At 62.9% G+C, this 20,710-nt stretch carries 22 protein-coding genes; 4 read left to right on the plus strand and 18 right to left on the minus strand.

All coding sequences use genetic code 11. The annotated features are described in order from the left end of the window. The 11 genes from EP237_RS23305 to EP237_RS06805 all read right to left on the minus strand — a co-directional run. Window positions 1-253: hypothetical protein (locus EP237_RS23305; RefSeq protein ID WP_206052262.1), on the minus strand; the 253-nt coding region annotated here is incomplete at its 3' end. A gap of 249 nt (window positions 254-502) precedes the next feature. Further along, window positions 503-919, minus strand: coding sequence for a VOC family protein (locus EP237_RS06760; protein WP_127559430.1), 417 nt, complete (start codon window positions 917-919; stop codon window positions 503-505). A 279-nt stretch (window positions 920-1,198) separates the two neighbouring features. Then, complete coding sequence (locus tag EP237_RS06765; protein ID WP_127559432.1) at window positions 1,199-2,287, minus strand: ABC transporter ATP-binding protein; 1,089 nt, start codon at window positions 2,285-2,287, stop codon at window positions 1,199-1,201. Between the two features lie 13 nt (window positions 2,288-2,300). Further along, the gene (locus tag EP237_RS06770) at window positions 2,301-3,314 is read right to left on the minus strand and encodes an NAD(P)-dependent oxidoreductase (protein WP_164744643.1); all 1,014 of its coding nucleotides are present in this window, start codon (window positions 3,312-3,314) and stop codon (window positions 2,301-2,303) included. Further along, window positions 3,314-4,387, minus strand: a complete 1,074-nt coding sequence (locus EP237_RS06775; RefSeq protein ID WP_127559436.1) for a carbohydrate ABC transporter permease — start codon at window positions 4,385-4,387, stop codon at window positions 3,314-3,316. The genes EP237_RS06770 and EP237_RS06775 overlap by 1 nt, the downstream gene beginning before the upstream one ends. Continuing rightward, window positions 4,380-5,402 (minus strand): carbohydrate ABC transporter permease, encoded by a 1,023-nt coding sequence (locus EP237_RS06780; RefSeq protein ID WP_127559438.1) that lies wholly within the window; start codon window positions 5,400-5,402, stop codon window positions 4,380-4,382. The genes EP237_RS06775 and EP237_RS06780 overlap by 8 nt, the downstream gene beginning before the upstream one ends. A gap of 77 nt (window positions 5,403-5,479) precedes the next feature. Further along, entirely contained in the window at window positions 5,480-6,748 is a 1,269-nt protein-coding gene (locus EP237_RS06785; protein ID WP_127559440.1) for an ABC transporter substrate-binding protein, read from the minus strand. 63 nt (window positions 6,749-6,811) lie between these two features. Then, window positions 6,812-8,008: a mannonate dehydratase gene (uxuA, locus tag EP237_RS06790; RefSeq protein ID WP_127559443.1), complete on the minus strand. Its 1,197-nt coding sequence runs from the start codon at window positions 8,006-8,008 to the stop codon at window positions 6,812-6,814. Window positions 8,009-8,183: 175 nt separating this feature from the next. After that, complete coding sequence (locus EP237_RS06795) at window positions 8,184-9,248, minus strand: Gfo/Idh/MocA family protein (protein ID WP_127559445.1); 1,065 nt, start codon at window positions 9,246-9,248, stop codon at window positions 8,184-8,186. Continuing rightward, a complete protein-coding gene (locus EP237_RS06800; protein ID WP_127559447.1) occupies window positions 9,245-10,252 on the minus strand; it encodes a Gfo/Idh/MocA family protein in 1,008 nt (335 codons plus the stop codon). Before EP237_RS06800 ends, EP237_RS06795 begins: the two co-directional genes overlap by 4 nt. Beyond that, window positions 10,249-11,298 (minus strand): Gfo/Idh/MocA family protein, encoded by a 1,050-nt coding sequence (locus tag EP237_RS06805; RefSeq protein WP_127559449.1) that lies wholly within the window; start codon window positions 11,296-11,298, stop codon window positions 10,249-10,251. Before EP237_RS06805 ends, EP237_RS06800 begins: the two co-directional genes overlap by 4 nt. Window positions 11,299-11,413: 115 nt before the next feature. Here EP237_RS06805 and EP237_RS06810 point away from each other — a divergent pair, with 115 nt between their 5' ends. Then, the gene (locus EP237_RS06810) at window positions 11,414-12,142 is read left to right on the plus strand and encodes a GntR family transcriptional regulator (protein ID WP_206052263.1); all 729 of its coding nucleotides are present in this window, start codon (window positions 11,414-11,416) and stop codon (window positions 12,140-12,142) included. A gap of 11 nt (window positions 12,143-12,153) precedes the next feature. Here the strand turns inward: EP237_RS06810 and EP237_RS06815 are convergent, their stop codons facing one another. The 4 genes from EP237_RS06815 to EP237_RS06830 are packed head-to-tail and all read right to left on the minus strand — an operon-like array spanning window position 12,154 to window position 15,612. Next, complete coding sequence (locus EP237_RS06815) at window positions 12,154-13,059, minus strand: alpha/beta hydrolase family protein (RefSeq protein WP_127559450.1); 906 nt, start codon at window positions 13,057-13,059, stop codon at window positions 12,154-12,156. Continuing rightward, window positions 13,056-13,568, minus strand: a complete 513-nt coding sequence (locus EP237_RS06820) for a flavin reductase family protein (protein WP_127559452.1) — start codon at window positions 13,566-13,568, stop codon at window positions 13,056-13,058. Before EP237_RS06820 ends, EP237_RS06815 begins: the two co-directional genes overlap by 4 nt. Further along, complete coding sequence (locus EP237_RS06825) at window positions 13,565-14,461, minus strand: aldo/keto reductase (RefSeq protein WP_127559454.1); 897 nt, start codon at window positions 14,459-14,461, stop codon at window positions 13,565-13,567. The genes EP237_RS06820 and EP237_RS06825 overlap by 4 nt, the downstream gene beginning before the upstream one ends. After that, window positions 14,458-15,612: an LLM class flavin-dependent oxidoreductase gene (locus EP237_RS06830; protein ID WP_127559456.1), complete on the minus strand. Its 1,155-nt coding sequence runs from the start codon at window positions 15,610-15,612 to the stop codon at window positions 14,458-14,460. Before EP237_RS06830 ends, EP237_RS06825 begins: the two co-directional genes overlap by 4 nt. Before the next feature lie 94 nt (window positions 15,613-15,706). On the opposite strand from EP237_RS06830, the gene EP237_RS06835 reads away from it, so the two are divergent. Both EP237_RS06835 and EP237_RS06840 read left to right on the plus strand, forming a co-directional pair. Then, a complete protein-coding gene (locus EP237_RS06835; RefSeq protein ID WP_420812508.1) occupies window positions 15,707-16,417 on the plus strand; it encodes a GntR family transcriptional regulator in 711 nt (236 codons plus the stop codon). Between the two features lie 3 nt (window positions 16,418-16,420). Further along, entirely contained in the window at window positions 16,421-17,512 is a 1,092-nt protein-coding gene (locus tag EP237_RS06840; protein WP_127559462.1) for a Gfo/Idh/MocA family protein, read from the plus strand. Window positions 17,513-17,514: 2 nt separating this feature from the next. Here EP237_RS06840 and EP237_RS06845 read toward each other — a convergent pair whose 3' ends face one another. From EP237_RS06845 to EP237_RS06855, 3 genes are read right to left on the minus strand one after another with little or no spacing between them, the layout of a single operon-like run. After that, complete coding sequence (locus tag EP237_RS06845) at window positions 17,515-18,237, minus strand: lysophospholipid acyltransferase family protein (protein WP_127559464.1); 723 nt, start codon at window positions 18,235-18,237, stop codon at window positions 17,515-17,517. Continuing rightward, window positions 18,234-19,127: a cell division protein FtsX gene (locus EP237_RS06850; RefSeq protein ID WP_127559466.1), complete on the minus strand. Its 894-nt coding sequence runs from the start codon at window positions 19,125-19,127 to the stop codon at window positions 18,234-18,236. The genes EP237_RS06845 and EP237_RS06850 overlap by 4 nt, the downstream gene beginning before the upstream one ends. 5 nt (window positions 19,128-19,132) lie before the next feature. Continuing rightward, entirely contained in the window at window positions 19,133-19,810 is a 678-nt protein-coding gene (locus EP237_RS06855) for a cell division ATP-binding protein FtsE (RefSeq protein WP_127559468.1), read from the minus strand. A gap of 149 nt (window positions 19,811-19,959) precedes the next feature. On the opposite strand from EP237_RS06855, the gene EP237_RS06860 reads away from it, so the two are divergent. Next, window positions 19,960-20,706: a zinc-ribbon domain-containing protein gene (locus EP237_RS06860; RefSeq protein WP_164744644.1), complete on the plus strand. Its 747-nt coding sequence runs from the start codon at window positions 19,960-19,962 to the stop codon at window positions 20,704-20,706. Window positions 20,707-20,710 lie beyond the last annotated feature (4 nt).

The raw sequence follows: 20,710 nt of genomic DNA on the forward strand, positions 1-20,710 counted from the left end.
CAGGACGCCGTTCTGCAACAACGCCTCCGCAAATAACCCCTGAAAGCCCAGTGGCGGCTCCCTGTTCAAGATGAAAAATTTCCCTGTTATTCGCCTTAGGGAACTCCCGGACAAACACCTGTAAAGACACAAGAAATATTGCTACCAGCACCCGTTTCCCGCGATTTCCCCAAGATTTCCCTGTTATTTTCCCTGTTACCAGGGAAATTTCGTCCAGACTGCATAGCTCGAGACTGGCTGCACAGCCAATCACTTACCGAAATCGAGACAATGCGCGCCGCGATAAAGGGTGCACCTGAAAGGGCGGCTTCGTCCGGTGATACGCGTCGACCCGGAATGCGCGGACGGAAACCCAACTGGCGCCGGCCATAGTGGCGATCCCATCTGGGAACGACGCTAAGAGTGACATCCTGGGCGGCTTCTCGGTCTGCCCCATTCTCGGAGCCCGCAGAATGGTCCCGGGAAGAGTTTTCAAGCTCGGTGAACCCGCTCCGTATATCCCTCACCCTACGGCTTGATGAACCTCGATGATATTGCCTTCGGGATCATGGAAAAAGACCTGGTGCCATTCCTTTGCAAACGCTGTGCCATAGTCAGAATAGGGAATATTCGCAGCGTCCAACCGTGCCTTGAATGCCTCGATATCATCCGTCCGGAACGCGATGTGGCCCCGTTCGACGGGGTTGATCGCTTCGCCGTTTCTGAAGCCAACGGTCAGATCCTTCTCAGCAAGGTGCATTTGCATCTGGCCATCGGTCGCGAACCTGATTTTCCCGCTGAACCCCTTGCCGTCCTTGGCCTCTGTTCTGGGAAAGGTCTGGATGGGGATATCTGCCAATCCGAGGACGGACGTGTAGAACTGGTGAAGCCTGTCTATGTCCTCGGACACATAGTTGATATGGTGGAATTCCAGCTTCATGATGTCCTCTGCTCGGCGTTTATCCCTGACCTGCGCCCGATCTTTTGGGCGACATCTGTCATTGATCCGGCACCTCTATGCACCTGTTGGTCGGGTTGGGGTCTGTCTGCTTCCTTCCAGTAGACCACGGTTGACAGCCCAGGGCCAAGGGAACTTTGGGCGGCAGCGGATGCAGACAGGCTCCGAGTGCAGCAGTCCCGTCATGTTCTGACGAACGCACACAAAACGGGGGCAGCAAGGCACGCTTGAAATCCAGGCGTCAGTGCAGTCCCGGTCCGCCTATGTCGACAACCCGTTTGCCACTGCCTTGCCGTCTGCATCGAAGACATGCATCCGGGTGCGGTCGAAGCTTAGCGACAGGGCCTGGCCCCGCTGGAAGGGCAATTGGCCGCCTTGATGGACCGTGATCTGCGGCAATCCCGGCGCGTCGCAATACAGATAGGTTTCGCCGCCCAGTTGCTCTGTCACGCTGACAGACGCAGACAGTTCGCCGCTGTGATCCGCATGCACCGAGATGTGTTCGGGCCTGACTCCAAGCGTGACCTTGTCGCCATCCGCAAGAGCCGGAACATCCGGTATGGCCAGAAGCGCACCCCCGACATTCAATGCCAGCCCGTTTTCGTCGCGCACGGCAACCCCTTGGAACATGTTCATGCGAGGCGATCCGATGAAACCGGCCACAAACGCATTGCAGGGTTTGTTATAGAGGTCGAGCGGCGGGCCCACCTGTTCCACCACGCCCTTTTGCAGGACCACGATCTTGTCGGCCAGCGTCATCGCTTCGACCTGATCGTGGGTCACGTAGATCATCGTGCCGCCGATATTCGCGTGCAGCGCCGACAGTTCCTTGCGCATCGTCACGCGCAGTTCGGCGTCCAGATTGGACAGGGGTTCGTCGAACAGGAACGCCTTGGGGTCACGCACGATGGCTCGGCCGATGGCAACCCGCTGACGCTGGCCGCCGGACAGGGCCTTGGGTCTACGGTTGAGGTAATCGGTGATCTGCAAAAGCTCCGCCGCCTTGCGCACACGATCGTCGATCTCCGCCTTCGGCATTTTCGAGTTTTCCAGCCCGAACGCCATGTTCTTGTAAACCGTCATATGCGGGTAGAGCGCGTAGGACTGGAACACCATCGCCAGGCCGCGATCCGCCGCGCCGGTGTGATTCACGACGGTGCCATCAATCTCGATATCGCCAGAGGTGATGTCCTCCAGACCCGCGATGATGCGGAGCAGGGTGGACTTGCCGCAGCCAGAGGGGCCGACAAAGACGCAGAACTCCCCGGAATGAACCTGAAGGTCGATGCCGTGGATCACCTCTACGTCGCCGTAGGATTTCCGCACGTTCTTGAGATGGATTTCAGTCATGGCATGTCTTTCGTTACCGGCTGCGCATCTTGGCGGCGAATTGCGGGTCGGCCTTCTGCATTCGCAGGGGCGGCAGGCCTTTGAGGATCTGGCCGATATCGTCCAGCATCATCTCGCGGATGCGGGCATAGGAGGCGCGCAGCCCCCCGGCCAGATGGGCGGAGAAGAGAACATTGGGCGTGGCGCGCCACGCATGTCCCGCAGGCACGGGTTCTTCCGGGAAGACATCGACGGCGGCGCGGAAGGCCCCCTCCCCCGCCATTGCGAGGAAATCGTCGAACTCCACGATCTCGGCGCGCGAGGCAAGAACAACGCTGGCATCGCGCTTGATCAGGGACAGCTTGTCTCGATCGAGGAAGCCTTCGTTGTCAGAGGTCACACCGGCCAGTAGGAAAATCACGTCCGACGCGGCCAGTGCATGTTCCAGCGAGACCGGCTCCAACCCCTCGCTGGTCAGATAGCCATCAGACAGCCACGGGTCATGGACCAGCAACCGCACCCCGAAGGGCCGCAGAAGCGGCGCCAGAGCGCGGCCCAGATTGCCATAGCCGATCAGCGAGACCGTCGCGCCGTAAAGGCTCTCCGCCGTGCCGTTGCCGCCGATCCCGTAGGCTTCCTGCCCCGAACGGAACAGACCGTCAGCCCGGTGCAGCCCGCGGAGCAGACTGATGGACTGACAGATGCAGAACTCGGCCACGGCGGGGGCCATGGCGGGCGCGGCGCTTAGTACATGAATGCCGCGCGCGTGGCATTCCGCGTAGTCGATATTGGGCTCCCAATTGGCCTTCACGTTCAGGATCGCCCGCAGGTTCGGGGCGCGGTCCAGCCGGTCCCGTGGCATCGCTGTCTGACCGATCAGCACCGTCATATCCGACAGATGCTCCTCCACCAGATCATCCGGTGCGCGGCTGCCCCAATGGGCGACGACCCGGCCCATACCGGCCAATGCCTCTGCACAGTCGGGGGTGTAGACCATGGCCTCATTCCGCGGAAACGGGTCCATGAAGATCAGCGGACGTTCAGTCATCATTTCATCCCCGAAGAGGCAATGCCGGTTGTGATGAAGCGTTGCAGGAAGGCGAAGACAATCACGACCGGGATCAGGGTAACGACGGTCATGGCAAGGATGTAGTGCCACTGCACGTCCAACTCGCCCTGGAAGGCGTTCAGCCCGACCTGCAGCGTATAGACCTCGGACCGGTTCAGCACGATCAGCGGCCAGAGGAATTCGTTCCAGCGCCACATGATCGAGAAGATCGCCAACACCGCCACGGCAGGCATCGCCAATGGCATCACCACGCGCCAATAGATCTGCCATTCCGACGCCTTGTCCATCCGCGCCGCCTCGATCAGGTCACGCGGGATCGTCAGCATGTATTGGCGCAGCAGAAAGACCCCCGTTGGCGTCGCCGCGCCGGGCAGGATCACCGCCCAGAGGGAATTGATCATACCCAGGTTCGTAACCACGAGGTAAACCGGCACGAGGATCACGGTAATCGGGATCATCAGCGTGCCGATCACGAACAACATGATCGCGTTTCGCCCCCGGAATTCGTAGATCGACAGGCCATAGGCCGCCATGGAGTTGATCAGCAGCGTGACCATCGTGGCGGCAAAGGTGACGATCACGGAATTCCACAGGTAGCGCATGAAGTTGAAGCGTTCGAGCGGATCGCGGTAGTTCTCCCACGCCATGCGCATTTCACGGACCGGCTCGCGCGATGCAATCGGGATTTGCAGGCGTTCGCCGGGATCTGCCGGGTCCACCATCTGCGCCATGATGCCGATCCGCCGGACCTGGGCCAGTTGCTGGACGCTGCCATCTTCCATCGTCACGTCGAATAGCAACAGCGGCTCGTCATACCCGTCAACCTCGACCGAGATCTGCCCAAGCGGCAGGAAGGTCGGCGGAAATTCCTGCAAGCCCGCCGGGGTCTTGAAGGAGGACAGGACCAGCCACACCACCGGCGCGAACATCAGGAACAGCCCGAAGCCGAGGTAGCAATAGGTAAACACATCGGTCCAGTGCATCTTGCCGCGCCCGCGACGGGCACCAAGGAGGGTCTTGACCGAGCGGGGGGATTGCGTCGCATCAGTCATTGTCGCGTCTCCGGGTTGCGGCCAGTTGTGTCAGCGTCAGGACGAACAGCACCACGCCGAGCACCATGGAGGCGGCAGAGGCGAGGCCGAAATTCTGCACCTGGTTGGTGAAGGCGGTGTTGTAGATGTATTGCACGATGAACTGCGTCGCGGTGCCGGGACCGCCGCCGGTCAGCACATAGACCTCATCGAAGACCTGCACGCCCTTGATCAGCGCCAGCACGATCACGACGAGCATATTGGGCCAAAGCAGCGGCAGGGTGATGCGGAAGAAGACGCGTTCCTTGCTGGTGCCGTCCATCTCGGCGGCCTCGTAAAGGTCGGGCTGGATCGCCTGAAGGCCGGCCAGCAGGATCAGCGTGTAGAAGCCCATATGCGCCCAGATCGAAACGAACACCGCCCAGAACATCGCCCATTCGGGACTGACGAAGAACAGGATACGGTCAAGCCCGATGGACACGAGGAAGGCATTCAGGATGCCATCGCGTAGCAGGATCCATTTCCAGATCAGCGCAACGACGACCGGAGACAGCAGCACCGGAAAGAAGAAGACGGCCCGCCAGAAACCCCGCCCGCGGATCTCGCGGTTCAGGACCAGTGCCGTGATCAGTGAGAACAGCACCATGAAAGAGACCTGGAAGAATATGAACACCGCAGTGTTGAAGATGCCCTTCCAGAACCGGTCCTCTCGGCAGGACAGCGGATCGGCATAGTTGTCGCAATCGAAAAGGAAGCCGTATTGCTCGCCCCCGGTATAGGGGCGCTCGCTGATGAACAGCTCGGTCCCGCCGGTCAGCGAGTAGGCGAAATTCATGAACAGCGGGATAATCACGAACATGCCGAAGAAGGCGAGGTTCGGCAGAAGGAAGAGCCACGGCATGCGCCGGATGCCAATCACGTTCTGAATTGCCGTGACGGGATAGTCGATCAGCTTGAACAGGATGCGGATGGGCCATGCCACCACGTTTTGCAGCAAATCGCCGATCCCGGTCGCCTTGTCATCCGCATGGGCCATGGGAAGCTTCCATTTTCTTCAGGGGGTGACCGGCCCCACCAGTCAGGCAGGGCCGGCCGATCATCGAGTCAGACGCCTCAGCGGTCGCTTTCGGCCAGCTGGTTTGCGATGTCTTCTTCCATCCGTGCATAGGCTTCATCGAGGGTCAGTTCACCCACGATGGCCTCGTTCAGACGAGAGATCAGAGCGTTGAACATCACGCGGTTGGACGGGTAACCCTGAAGGGCGAACGCCACCGGAGAGATGCTCGGAACCGCCCCGGCGAAGGTTGCCAGCGCATGGGCTGCGCGCGGATCATCCGTGTCGAATTCGATCCCGCCCGAGGCAAGGCCGAGGTGACCCGGGATGAACAGCGTCCGGCCATAGAATTCGGCCAGAACTTCCTCTTGCGCGAGGTAGTCCATCAGAACGCCGACCTCTTCGGGGTGTTCCGTGTCCCCGATGGCCACCAGTGCGGCACCGCCGGGCATCCCGGTACAGGCCGCCGGGCCACAGGGCGCGGGAACGGCCCACCAGTCGAACGCATCACCGATGGTGGACGCAAACTGCGGGATCTGCCAGGATCCGGACATGTACATCACGACGTTGGCGTTGGCGAAATCCTCGTTCGCGCCAAGGTAGGACGAGCCGGAGACCGAACCCCAAAGCTCCAGCGACATGGTGCCGTCCTGGTGCCAATCGTACAGAAGCTGCGCCATGCGCTGGAGGCCCTCGTCGACAAGCGCCGGGTTTCCATCCGCGTCGAACATCTGGGCGCCCTGCGCGATGGCAGGTCCCGCAACCCGGTGCCCGGACCGGTCCCAAGCCATCGGGATCGGAATGTCGAGCGCGCTGGCCACTTCGTTGACGGCAGCGGCCCAGTCTTCCCAGGTCGCGCCTTCACCCGGCATGTCCACACCGGCCTGCTCGAACAGGGTCCGGTTCACGTAAGGCCCGGTCACGGTCAACTGCGTCATGAAGCCGTTGATTGCGTCGCCATCGGGGTCAAGCCAGTCAAGGAACGGGCCGAAATTGGTTTCCCAATACGCGGGGTCCTGAATGTAGGGCCGCAGGTCGAGGTAGTGCTCTGACAGCCCGCCAAGATCGGTCACGCGGGCGATGTCGGGGCCGTTGCCCGCCGCCAGCTGAATCGGCAGCGATTCCAGAACCGCCTGATAGGGCACCACGTCAAGCGTGACGCTGATCTCGGGATGGGCTTCCTCGAACCGGTCGAGGATCGACTGCATGACCTCTCCCTCGATGCCGTCATTATACCACATCATGCGCAGCTCGGTCTGTGCCGAAGCCGCCCCTGCAACAAGCGCAAAGAGCGAGCTTGCCGCCATAAGTTTCAGAGATCTTCTCATTGTTTCCTCCCTAGGATGGTTGATCGTACTTTGGTTGTTGTCCTGCTCTTTGTGCCCTGTGTTTCACGCCGGTCGTCGCGACAGGGCCGCCATCACACCGCGCAACTCTGCCATGCCTTTCAGGCGTCCAACGGCCGGATAACCCGGCTGTGCGCCCGCCCCGATATCGGTCAGAATGTCCTGACCGTGATCCGGTCTCATCGGTATCTCTGCATCCGCGCGCCCCTCCGCACGCCGCCGCGCCTCCTCGGTCAGGATCACGTCGATCACGCCGACCATGTCGACATCACCGCACAGATGCTCTGACTCCATGAAGCTGCACGGTGTTCCCTTCGAGTCACAGGTGACGTTGCGCAGGTGAACGAAGTGCATTCTGGGCGCGAGCGCCCTGGCCATCGCCACGCAGTCATTGTCCGAACGCGCGCCGAGGGATCCGGTGCAGAACGTCGCCCCGAAGGCCGGGCTGTCAACAGCGCCAAGCACGGCCTCGTAATCCTCCAGCGTGGACATGGTGCGCGGCAGCCCCAACAGGGAAAAGGGCGGATCATCGGGATGACAACACAGGCGCACCCCGAGCCGCTCGGCCAACGGCACGACCTCGGACAGGAAATCGATATGGGTCTGGCGCAGAACGTCGGGTGACAACGCGGCATAGGTCTGAACCGCGACACGCACGTCCTCCAGCGTCCAGTGCTCGGCCGCCCCCGGAAGGCCCGAGACGACCGCCTGGCTGAGCGCCGCCTTGGCCCCATCGTCCAGTCCGGCCACGACTTCGGCTGCCTCCTGAACGATCTCGGGGGCATATGCCTCCTTGGCACCGGGGCGGGCCAGAATATGAATGTCGAACGCCGCGAAAGTGGCCAGATCAAAGCGCATCGCGGTGCCACCTGTTGGCAACGGCGCGCGAAGCTCCGTGCGGGTCCAGTCCAGGACTGGCATGAAATTGTAGCAGATCGTCTCAATCCCGCTGGCCGCCAGCGCCTCGATTGACGCGCGATAGGCGGCAATGTGGGCACCCCAATCCGGCGATTTGGTCTTTATGGACTCAGAGACCGGGAGGCTTTCGACGACATCCCATGCCATTGCGCCGTTGGACCCCACCTCGATCTGGGTTTGCCTTTCGCGAATATCCTCAGGCGTCCACGGCAAACCGGGCGGGACATGATGCAGGGCCGAAACGATACCCTCGGCACCCGCTTGCATCGCATCGGCCAAGGAAACCTTGTCGTTTGGGCCAAACCATCTCCAAGTTCGCCACATCCAGTATCTCTCCTAAGCCCTCATACCGGTATACTAGTATTATTACCTACCCTCACGCAAACCTTTTTTACAAGGCTTCGATCAAGGTCAGAGGACAGCGTCAGTCGCAATAATTGCCCCGATCACGCCTCCAGGTGCGGGCTTTCCCGATGGCTCGCCTTGCAAAGCCGGGGCATCAGCGACTGTCCGGCATCCATCCAGTGTAACAAGGGGACCCGCCTGAAAGCGGTAGCTTCACCGGCCCGCCCTCTCTTGCTGACCGATAGATGGCAGTGACCAGTTCAATTGACCTCCGCCCATCTTCGAGGGTGACTTCCTTGCCGCCCTGACCCGTCAACGCATCTGCGACCGCGTCAAGATATCCGGCAAACCCCGCATGGCCATGCGGAACCTGTTGCACGATAGAATCAACCTCTGCCTGTGCGACGGGCGCGCGCGCGATGAACCGCCATTCGTCCTGCGCCGGACTGTAGGGGGCTGAACCGCTTTCGGCAGTGACGCCCTCGAAACAGAAGCGCAGCCGGGTGGTGTCGTTCCCGGCACCAAGCGTGACCGAACTGGTTGCCAACGCCCCATTCTGCATCCGAAACGCCAGCGCGGCGCAGTCTTCCGTCTCGATCTGGTTCACGCGGGTATCCGTCAGCGCCGTGACCTCGGCAACCGGGCCAAACACCTTGCACAACAAATCATGGGCATGGATCGCGTGGCCCAACAGCGCGCCACCGGATTCCCCGGCCCATGTCCCACGCCATGGCACGGCATAGTATGCAGCATCTCGGTTCCAATGCGTCTCAAGGCTGGCCACAAATGGCTTGCCCGCCAGACCAGCGGCGACAAGCGCCTGTAGCTGCGCCATGGCGCGGCCATAGCGATACTGGAACACCGGGAACACCGACTTGCCGCGGGCCTTCGCAACCGCCGCCAGCCGGTCGGCCTCATCCAGAGACCGGACAATCGGCTTTTCGCAGATCACATGTTTGCCTGCCTCAAGGCACTGAACGGCAATCGGGAAATGAAGGTGTGGCGGCAAACAGATGTCGATCAGGTCAATCGACGGATCGGCCAGGACGGCCTCCAGATCTCCGGTGACCGAAATCGCCGGATCGCCTCCGGTTGCTGCCATTGCCCGCGCGGTGTCCAGATCGCACATGACAGCCACCTGAAACCGGTCTGGCAACGCGCGGTAACCTGAGAGGTGTTCAGCCCCGATGCCCGCGCCGATGATTGCGGTGCGGATCATGGGTTGGCTTCGGCCATGGCCTGCGCCCTGAGTGCCAGTTCACACACCTTGAAGGCATGGGCCTGCGCCATCGCCGTTTCCGTCCGGTCGCGCAGATCGGCCACGAACCGCGAGAAGAAGGGCAGGTCCGCCCCGGATGCATCAATCTTTTCGCACCGGTCTCCATTCACGAGGATCAGATGATCCGTCCCTTCGCTGCCGACATCCACGTATTTGCGCAGCTCGATATAGCCCTCTGTCCCGAGAATGGTCAGCCGCCCGTCGCCCCATGTGGGCAGGGCGTCGGGCGTGTACCAATCCACGCGGATATATCCATGGCCCTGATCGCTGCGCAGGGCGATTTCAGCGAAATCCTGAAGGCCCGGATCGTTCGGGTTGGCGTAGTTGGCAACGCTGGCCAGCGTAATCTCGGCATCAGTTGACCCGGTGAAATACAGGAACTGGTCGATCTGGTGGCTGGCGATATCCGTGATGATTCCGCCGTAGGCCTCTCGGTCGAAAAACCAGTCCGGCCGCGTGTCCCGGTTCAGCCGATGCGGCCCGATCCCCAGGGTCTGGATGACACGCCCGATGGCGCCCTCAGCCACCAGTTCAGCCGCACGGGTGACAGCCGGAACCTCGAAGCGTTCCGAAAAATCAATGGACCAGATCCGTCCGGTGTCCGCGACGGTCGCCTTGATCGCGTCCAGTTGATCCATCGTCGTACAGCCGGGCTTGTCGGTCAGCACGTCCTTGCCTGCCTGCATCGCGCGAATGGCCATTTCCGCGCGGTCACGCGGAATGCCGGACAGCAGGACCAGGTTGATCGACGGATCGTCCAGCAGGGCCTGGACATTGTCCGCGCGAGGAACATCGGCAAAACGCTCGACAAAGCCCGCCTCGGTGCCCGGGTGACCCTCGGTCCACCATCCGGCGAACTCAGCCCCCGCGTCGATCATGTTCGCGGCCATCCCGTAGATATGGCGGTGGTCGATGCCAATGGCGGCAAAGCGTAGGGCGGTCATGTGGTCAACTCCGTTACTCCGCCGGTTCTCGCGGATGTGGTGATTGCATCGATAAGATCATGGGCAGCGAGCGCATCCTCGCCGGTGATGGCAGGAGAGCGGCCCGAGGTCAGGGCAGCGGCGAAATCCTCGATCACGCCCTGATGCCATTCGTGGGTAAAGGCCATGGGATCGGCCCCACCCCCTGTGCCGCCTGCCGCGCCGAACACGACGGAACGACCGTCTCTCCAGCTCACGTGCAGTTCCCCGGATTCAAGGTGCAGGCTGGCCCGGTCGAAATGCAGCGTGATGGATTCGGCACCGCCCGGGAAACTGGCCGTGCTGGCAACGAGCGACCCGACGGCGCCGCTTGCGAATTCCAGCCCGGCAACGACGAAATCCTCGGACTCCATCCGGTGGAATCGCGTCGTAGCGACCATCGCACGCACGGATGCAACCGGACCGGCCAGCCACAAAGCCAGGTCGATCGTGTGAATGGCCTGGCTGATCAAGACGCCGCCGCCATCACGGGCATAGCTGCCCCGGCCGGGTTCGTCATAATAGCTTTGCTCGCGCCACCACGGCACCGAAACCTCGACCAGGCCGAGCGCACCCAGATCGTTCGCGGCGATCATCTGCGCGGCCTTGCGCGAAGCCTCTCTCATGCGGTGCTGGAACACCACGCCAAGCGTCACACCCGCGTCACGGCAGATCGTCACAACCTCTCGTGCTTCGTCCGCATTTCGGCCCATGGGCTTTTCAAGCAGGATATGCTTGCCCGCCTCGGCAAGCGGGCGAATGACATCCGCACGGGCATTGGGTGGCGTCAGGACGATTGCGAAATCGACCTCTGGATCCGCTGCAACTGCGCCAAGATCATGGAACACCCGGACGGGGTGACCGACCAGAGATTGCGCCATTTCTGCCAGATCGCGGGCCTTTTCCACAGTCCGGGATTGTACGCCATAGAGGGACACGCCAGCAGCATCGGCGCAGGCTGCGACATGGGTCCGTGCCACCATTCCCGCACCGATCAGAACCACGCGTTTCGGCGATGCACCCAGCATTGAAGTGACCCTTTCGATACACAGCCCGGGCAGATAGTCATAGATGGAACCCAGTTGTCAATGACTTTACATACCGGTATACTGGTCCAAAGCCCCCACGAATGGAGAGCGAGTATTGAAACGGAAATCGGCCGCCATAGATGCGTCTTCCCTGCCTGTGGCGTCCCTGGACCTGTCACGACCGGCGGCCGAGCAGATCGCTTCTGCCCTGAAATCAGCTGTTCTGAACATGCAGATCGCCCCGGGGGCGATGATCTCGGAAAACGAGGTAGGCCAGTTGTTTGGGGCCAGCCGCACACCCGTGCGAGAGGCCTTTGCGCAACTGCGCGACGACGGGCTTGTCGTCACCTGGCCAAGCCGGGGAACCTATGTGTCCAAGCTGTCCGAACATCAGATTCGGGGCGCCCAGTTCCTGCGCGAAGCCCTGGAAGTGGCGGTGGTCGACCGTTTGTGTTCCGAAGGCATCTCGGAAAAGGCTCTTGCCGCTCTGGACGACAACCTTGCCCAACAACGCGCGGCGGTGCGGGCCGATGACAAGCTGACCTTTCAGGCTCTGGATGACCGGTTTCACGCCATGCTGGCCGAGGCCACGGGCTTTGAGCGCATAAGCGGGCTGCTGATCCGGGAGAAAGCTGCGCTTGACCGGCTACGTGTGCTCGCGCTTAACGACGCCGCGCATATGTCGCGCTTGCTATCCGAACATGAAGGCATTCTCGACGCGGTGCGCAACGCCTATTCCGGCCAGGCACTTGACCGCATGCGGCGCCACCTTCGCAACGTGCTGTCCACGCTTTCCGGGATGATCGAGGCCAACCGGGATTTTTTCGACCTGTCCGACGACTAGCTGTCTCAGCCTCACCCGTCGACAAGCTGCTGCTTCAGAAACCGCAACACAGCCGCGCGCATCGCAGGGGTTTCTTCATGCGCTGCATCCGGCTCGATGTGAAACTCCAGCCCCTGCCTGCCGCCATAGGCCGCTTCCAGATCCTGCCGTCCCCGGTTGAAGGCACTTTCCGGCGTGGACCAGTCCTTCAAGCCCACGCAAACCTGCAAGGCACGCGGCGCGGTCAGGCCGGCAATCTGTCCGCTGCGCGCAACCGGCAGCAGGCCCGGTACGGTCATGTAAGTGCCATGGCCGTCATGCTCCCCCCGATCCACCAGCGTTTCCAGATCGGCAAAGGAACACAGCGCCGAGGCCGCGCGCACCCTCTCATCCATCGCCGCCAGCCACCAGGCCAGCGTGCTGCCCATGGAAAAGCCAAGCGCCCCGAGCCTGTTGCGATCTACCACCGGATGATCCGCAAGAAAACTCAGCCCCGCCATCTGCTCCGCCAGCATCTGCCCGAACAGCGTTTCCCCCCGCCACAGTGCCGCCTTGGCACGGGCAGATTCCCCGGGCAGTTGCCGCGTCCCGAAACAAGGCATGTCCATGCACAGCGCCGCCACCCCAAGCGCCACCAGATCGGCGGCGTAGGGGCCTTGCAGCGACGGTCGGCCCTCGATCAATTCCTCCCGCCCCATGGCGTAGCGATTGCCATGGGCGTGGCAGTAGACCAGGGCCGGGACCGGCGTTTGTCCGTCAGGCGGGCGCAAGAACAGGGCGGGGACCGGCACGCCCCCCGCTGTCTCGAACAGCAGGTCGTCCAGCACCCAGTCACCGAACTGCCTGCGGCCCTGTACCGTGACCTTGCGAAAATCGGGCCCGGGAAACCCCGCGCCAAGCAGCCCTGCCAGCCGGTCCCGCAGGGCCGCGCCTGTCATGCGCCAACCGCGAACTGGCCGAACTGCCCGCCGTAAAACAGAAGCGGCAGACCCTGACGAACAGAAGCTTTCAGCACCCGCCCCACAAGGATCGCATGGTCTCCCCCGTCATATTCCGCGTAGCGTTCGCATTCAAACCGCGCGAGGCAGCCCTGCAACAAGGGCACACCGCGTTCGCTTTCACGCCAATCCACCTGATCGAACGCATGCGCCGAGGCCGAAAAGGCCCGGCACAGATCCATCTGGTTTTCCGCCAGAACGTGAATCGCCATGTGCTCGGCATCCCGAAAGGCCGGATAGCGCCGCGACGCGCGGGAGGCGGACCACAAGACCAGAGGCGGATCGAGCGACACGGACGAGAAGCTGTTGGCCGTGATCCCCACCGGACCGGCATCTGTGGAGGTAGTGACAATGGTCACGCCGGTTCCGAACCGCGCAAGGGCGCTACGCAACTCCCGCCCCATATCGGGGCCGGGGCTGAAATGGCTCATGCCGTCCTGCATGGTCATGGCACCTCTTGCCCCCATGCTGCGGTCAGGATCTCGAACCATGTTTCGCGGTCCATCTCGACCCGCGCCGCATCCGAGATCGCACGGATGCGGTCAAGGTTGTTGGTGCCCATGACCGGGGCCAGCTTCGCGGGATGCGCCAGCAGCCAGGCCACGGCCACGGCGGTTGCATCGACGCCCTGTTCTGCGGCGATCCGGTCCAGCACCGCGCGCACGGCCGCGCCGTCTTCGCCAAAGAGGCGCCCGCCACCAAGGGGCGACCACGCCATCGGGCGGATAGCGCGTTCCTGCATCCAGGCGATATCGCCGTCGATGAAAGGGGCGAAATGCAGCACGCTCGCCTCGATCTGGTTGGTGCAGAGCGGCGTTTTCATCGCCGATTGCAGCAGCGTCCAGTCATGGAGCTTGAAGTTCGACACACCGACCGCGCGCACCTTGCCGGAGGCGACCAGAGCATCAAGAGCGGCCCCGGTTTCATGGTGGTCCATCAGCGGGTCGGGTCGGTGGATCAGCAGCAGGTCAATCCGGTCGGTGGCCATGTTACTCAGCGAGGCCTCCACCGACGCGGTGATATGGGCGGCGGAGGTGTCGTAGTATTTCACGCGGGCGTCAGAATACTTCCCGATCGGGGCAACGATATCGCACTTGGTGACGATCTCGATCTTGTCCCGCAGCGCAGGCGCCGCCTTCAGAGCTGCACCCATGACCGCCTCGGCACCGTAGTCGCCATAGATATCGGCCTGGTCCATCGTGGTGATGCCTTGCGAAAGGCAGGCCTCGATCTTGGCCTGAACATGGGCGGGCGAGGTATCGGCATCATCGGCCACGCGCCACATGCCATAGACAAGGCGGCTGATGTCCAACTGGCCGGACAGGCTTAGTCGTTCGGTCATTTGCGCTCTCCCGCGCCAAGCGGCGTCATCGGTGTTTCACTGGGTACGCGGCCATATTCCTGCGGCAGCGAGCATGTCGTCAGATGCGGCATGACCTTTTCGCCGAAGATCTTGCATTCTTCCAGATGCGGGTAGCCCGAGAAGATGAAGGCCCGCATACCCATCTTCTTGTAGTCCTCGATCTTGGTCAGCACCTGATCGACCGACCCGACCAAAGCCGCCCCGCAGCCCGACCGCGCCCGGCCCACTCCGGTCCAGAGATTGGGTTCGACATAACCGAACTTGTCGGCAAGCTCCCGCGCCTTGGCCTGATGTGCAACGCCGAGTGAAATGCTGTCATGCGCCCGGTCGCGGATCAGTTTGCCGTATTCGTCATCGAGCTTGGACACGATGTAATCCGCATATTCCCGTGCCTCGGCCTCGGTGTCGCGTACGATCATGTGCACGCGCAGACCATAGTCCAGCGTCCGGCCATAGCGCTCGGCCACCGCGTTCACGGCCTTCATCCGCTCGGCCAGGTTTTCCTTGGGCTCGGGCCACATCAGGTAGACGTCGCAATGCTGGCCGCACAGTTCCAGCGCGTCGGGAGAATAGCCGCCGAAATAGAGCAGCGGGCCGCCGGTCTGATAGGGCTTGGCGGGGTCCGTCGTCAGCCCCTCGAAATCGTAGACTTCACCCTTGTAGGTGATCTGATCCTGCGTCCAGGCCTGTTTCAGGATCTCCACCACTTCGCGCGACCGCTGGTAGCGCAGCTTGCTGTCCGCCACTTCGCCGGGGAAGTCGGAGCTGATGATATTGACCGTCAGCCGCCCCTTCAGCATGTGGTCGAGCGTTGCAATGGTGCGCGCCAGCATGATCGGCTGCATCTCGCCACAGCGCACGGCGGCCAGCATGTTGATGCGGTCGGTAATCGGCGCACAACCCGCCACGAAACTCAGCGTGTCCTGACCCACCTGATAGGAGGACGGGCAGAGGATGTTGCGGAAACCCTGTTTTTCCGCCTCTCGCAGGATGCCGGAACAATGCTCCCAGCTCGACCGCAGGTCGCCATCGGGAACGCCAAGAAACTGGTAATCGTCGGAACAGAGCGCCGCGAACCACGATACCTCGGCGGCATCGAGATCGGCTGACGTGACGGGGACCACGGTCATGAAAACATTCCTCCCGGATACATCATTTTCCTCTTGCGTAGCATTGCGCATTGAGTAGATCAATAATGTATCAATTCTCATGCAGGAGGCGGCTTTGCCCCCCAACAAACCCGGCGGAGCCCTGCCGATCTACCTGCAAATCAGCGAGATGCTGATCCGCGACATCGCGGCGGGACGTCTGTTGGATGGCAGTCGCCTGCCCCCTGAGCGAGAGATGGCGAAGTCGCTGGACACCTCGGTCGGAACGCTCAGGAAAGCTTTATCGGAGCTGGAAAATCGGGGGCTGCTGGAGCGGCGGCAGGGGTCCGGTAATTATATAAGATCGAAGGCGACGCCCGAGGGCATCTATGCGCTGTTCCGGCTGGAACTGGTCGGCGGCGGCGGGTTGCCCACGGCGCAAGTGCTGGACGTGACGCGGATGGACAAGCCCGCCGACCTGCCCGCTTTCGGTGCATCAATCGCGGCGCACAGAATTCGGCGGATGCGATTCCTCGGTGGCAAACCGGCGGCGGTCGAGGAAATCTGGCTCGATGCCAGCTATGCGGACCGGCTCGCGCCCGATGACCTGCTGCACTCGCTCTACATGTATTACCGCGAAACGCTCGACCTCTGGATCACCGGTTACGAAGATCAGGTCGGCGTTGCCCCCTGCCCCGATTGGGCCCCCGATGAGTTCGGCCAGCGCCCCGGCGCGCCCTGCGGGCTGGTGGAACGCCAGAGCCGCGCGCGCGATGGCAGTATCGCCGAGGTCTCCCGCAACTGGTTCGACAGCAACGTGGCGCGTTACGTCGCCCGCATGAGGTAATCCATGAACTCTCCCCTGCGTTACGGCATCATCGGCTGCGGCATGATGGGCCAGGAACATATCCGTAACATCGCGCTCATCGACGGGGCCGAGGTCGTGGCGATCTACGAACCCGATCCAGGCATGCGCGATGAGGCGGCGAAACTGGTGCCCGGCCTGCGCTTCGCAGACAGCATCGCGGAGCTCCTGGCAATGGACGCGGTGAACGCGCTGCTCATCGCCTCGCCCAACTTCCGGCACGTGGAACAACTGGAGGAAATCGCCCGCCTGCGCGCCCTGCCGATCCTCGTGGAGAAGCCGCTTTATACCGACCCCGAGCATGCCGACCGCATTGCCCGGCTGGAGGCGGCGTATCCACAGCTGATCTGGGTTGCGATGGAATACCGCTACATGCCGCCCATTGCAGCCCTGCTTGAGCAGGCAGATGAGGCCACCGGCGGCATCCGCATGCTGACCATTCGCGAACACCGGTTTCCGTTTCTGGAGAAGGTCGGCGACTGGAACCGGTTCAACCATCAGACCGGCGGCACTCTGGTGGAAAAGTGCTGCCACTTCTTCGATCTGATGCGGCTGGTCCTGAAGTCGGACCCTGTGCGTGTGATGGCCTCGGGCGGGCAGGCGGTGAACCATCTGGACGAGCGTTACGACGGGAAGACGCCTGATATCTGGGACAACGCCTATGTCATCGTCGATTTCGCCAATGGCGCGCGGGCGATGCTGGAACTGTGCATGTTCGCAGAAGGGAGCCGCTATCAAGAGGAGATTTCCGCCGTTGGCCCCACCGGCAAGATCGAGGCGCTGGTGCCTGGCCCCGGCCGCTTCTGGCCCGAGCATCTGGGCGCCCCGCCGGTGCCCAAGCTGATCGTCAGCCCCCGCGATCCCGCAGGGCCGCGAGAGCTGGATATCCCGGTTGATCCCAATTTGCTGGAGGCAGGTGACCACAACGGCTCGACCTACTACCAGCACAAGTATTTCGCAGATGCCGCCCGTACAGGTGGCCGCCCGCATGTGTCGCTGTCCGACGGGGCCTGGGCCGTGCGCATGGGACTGGCGGCGCAGCAATCGGCCGCGACGGGGCAGGCCGTTCTGCTATAAGATCAGGGTGCGGGGAACCCGGCCTCGGCCATCAGCCGGTCGGAATGGGTTTCCACCACCTCTTTCAGCTCGGCCATGAACGCGTCCTTTTCCATGCCAGGGTCTATCACCGGCAGGAACTCCACCACGGCGAGGCCGGGCTTGCGCAGGATGCCGTGGCGCGGCCAGAAGACGCCCACATTGGTGGCGGCGGGCACGCAGGGCTGGCCCGTCTGTTCATAGAGTATCCCCGTCCCGATCTTGTAGGGCCGGTCCGCTCCCGGTGCGACGCGCGTGCCCTGTGGGTAGATGATCAGCTGGCCCGGTTCCTGCGCGCCGGACTTCACGCCCTCGACCATCTGCTGTATGGCCTGCGCGCGCTTGCCCCGATCCACAGGCACGCAGCCAATGCGCAGCGCGTACCACCCAAGGATCGGCGCGAACCGCAGGACGGATTTCATGATGAACTTGGGGCGCGGCACTGCGGACACGATCAGGATGATGTCGAAAAAGCTCTGATGCTTGGCGGCGATCAGCACCTCACCCGTCGGCGGCGTGCCCCGGATTTCGGATTTCAGCCCGACCATCCAGCTCGCCGTCCAGCGCACCCACCGGCAATAGGTATGGACCGCCGTGAAGGCCGCTCTGCGTTGAACGATCGCCCAAGGGGTGAAGAAGATCGCGAGCACCAGCATCGCAAGATACATCTGGCCGATGAAGATCAGCGAGCGGATCCACTGGATCATGGCAGGCTCCTTAGGGTTTTGAAGGCGGCAGCGCGCGTGGCCCAGAAGGCGGTGATCGCGGACAATAGCGGCACGGTCAGCGGCCAGAGCCAATGCAGCCCGGCAAAGCCGAGCCCGGTCAGAAAACCGCCCTCCTCCTGCGCGCTTGGCAACAGGGCGATGGCGATCATGCCCAAGGCCGTGCCCACGACGGCCCCGGTCAGGGCGCGCAGGGTAAAGCGGCGCACGAAGGCCCGCGCGATGTAGTGGTCCCGCGCGCCCACCAGCCGCAGCACCCGGATCACCTTGACGTTGGCGGCCAGCGCCGATTGCGCGGCCAGCGTGACCATGGCGGCGACCGACCCGAGGATCAGCGCCAGTGAAATCCAGCCAAGCGCGCGCAACCGTTCAGCGGCGCGCACCAGGGGCCTGCGCCAGCGGGTGTGATCGTCCAGCACCGCGCCCGGAGCTTCTGCAGACAGGCGCAGGCGCAACCCGTCGGGGTCATAGCCCTCTGCCGTCTCGATCACCTCGACCAACCGGGGCACCGGCAGGTCCTCCAGCGGCAGGTCGGGGCCGAACCAGGGTTCCAGCAACTCGCGCTGTTCCTCTTCGCTCAGCGCACGGGCCGAGGCGACGCCGGGGGTCTGTTCCAGCACCTCCAGCACCGCCCAGATCTGCGCCTCCATCTGCGCGGCCGGGGCCGAAATGCGGATGGTGGAGCTGCGCGCCAGAGCCTCGGACCAGCGGTCGGCCAGACGGCCCGAGGCCAGCGACAAGGCCAGCGCGAAGACCGCCAGAAAGGCCATCGCGCCAGAGGTGAACAGCGTCAGCCGCACCGAATGGCCGCGCCGGGGCACCACGCGGTCGGCCTGTGCGTCACCCTTGAGAATATCCAACAGGTCCGACATCGCGCTCAAAGATCGGCCCCCGCCAATTGCAACCGCCCGCCCGCGATTCGAAGAACGCGAGCCGAAACCTGCGCCTTGGCTGCCCGGATCAGCCCCAGATCATGGGTGGCGATCAGCACCGTCTTGCCCATGCGATTGAGCTCCACCAGCAATTGCAGCAGGCGCAGCGACATCTCCCAGTCGATATTGCCCGTGGGTTCATCGGCAAGGATCACATCGGGGTCGGTAATGACCGCACGGGCCAACGCCGCGCGCTGCCTCTCGCCGCCCGACAGTTCCGGCGGCAGGGCATCGGCGCGGGCCGACAGACCCACCCATCCCATCAGTTCCGACAGGTTCGACTGCTGCTCCACCCCGCCGCGCCCGGCCACCGTCAGCGGCAGGGAGATGTTTTCCGACAGCGGCAGGTGATCGAGGAACTCGCAATCCTGATGCACCACCCCCATCCGCTGACGGGCTTGCGCGATCTCGTCGCGGCTCATTTCGCTGGTATCTTGTCCAAAGAGGGTCACACGGCCAGCCGTGGCCAGCAGGTCGGCATAGCAAAGCTTGAGGAACGTGGTCTTGCCCGCCCCGGAAGGGCCGGTCAGAAAATGGAACGACCCCGGCGAAAGCCGCAGGCTGATTTCCGACAAAAGCGGGCCGCCCCCGTAGCCATAGGCAGCCTCTTGCAACTCTATCACTGCTCTGCTCCGTCCCTCAGTGCTGAGACCGTCATGCCTCACCCGGGGCTTTCATGCAATCGTAACGCCATGCAATGGCTTGGAAAGGCGGATGCCCGTTGCTAGAGTCAGGCGGATGCCGCCTTCCGGGCGACGGAACGAGGAACACCATGCGTCTCACATGCCCCAATTGCAGCGCCCGATATGAGGTGGACGACTCTCTGGTCCCGCCCGAGGGCCGCGATGTGCAATGTTCCAACTGTGCGACCACCTGGTTTCAGCCCGGCAACAGGGCACGGGTCGAAGAACCCGAGACGGCCCCTGCCGCCGCAGCCGCTGCCCCCCGTCGCGATCTGGACCCGGCCCTGCGTGACATTCTGCGCGAAGAGCGTGAGCGCGAGGAACAGTTGCGCCGCGCGGCCGCGCCGGTGGAAGAGCAGGAGGAAATGGCGCTCGACGATCCTGCGCCTGCCCCTCGTGCCACGCAGACCGGCGCACCGGAACCGGATGAGGAAGACGACGAGGATACCGCCGCCATCCGCGAGATGGTGGCCGAAAGCGTCACCCCGGCGGACCGCAGGGGAGCGCGCGACCTGTTCCCGGATATTGAGGAAATCAACTCCACCCTGCGCGCCACGACGGATCGCAGCAGCAGCGACCGCGCCACATCCGATGTCGATTCCATGGATGTGCGCCCACGCCGTCGCCGGGGATTTCGCACGGGTCTGATGCTGATGCTGATACTGGCCGCTGCTGCAATCGGCGCCTATGTCTTCCAGCCGGACATCGTGGCTGCGCTGCCGCAGGCCGAGCCCTATCTGACCCCCTATGTGGAACAGGTCGATCAATTGCGGTTCCAACTGGATGACCTGGTGCAATCGCTGGCCAGCCAGTTGGCGGACAGCGCCGGAAACTAAGCTG

The organism is Nioella ostreopsis, from assembly GCF_004000255.1.
Lineage (GTDB): Bacteria > Pseudomonadota > Alphaproteobacteria > Rhodobacterales > Rhodobacteraceae > Nioella > Nioella ostreopsis.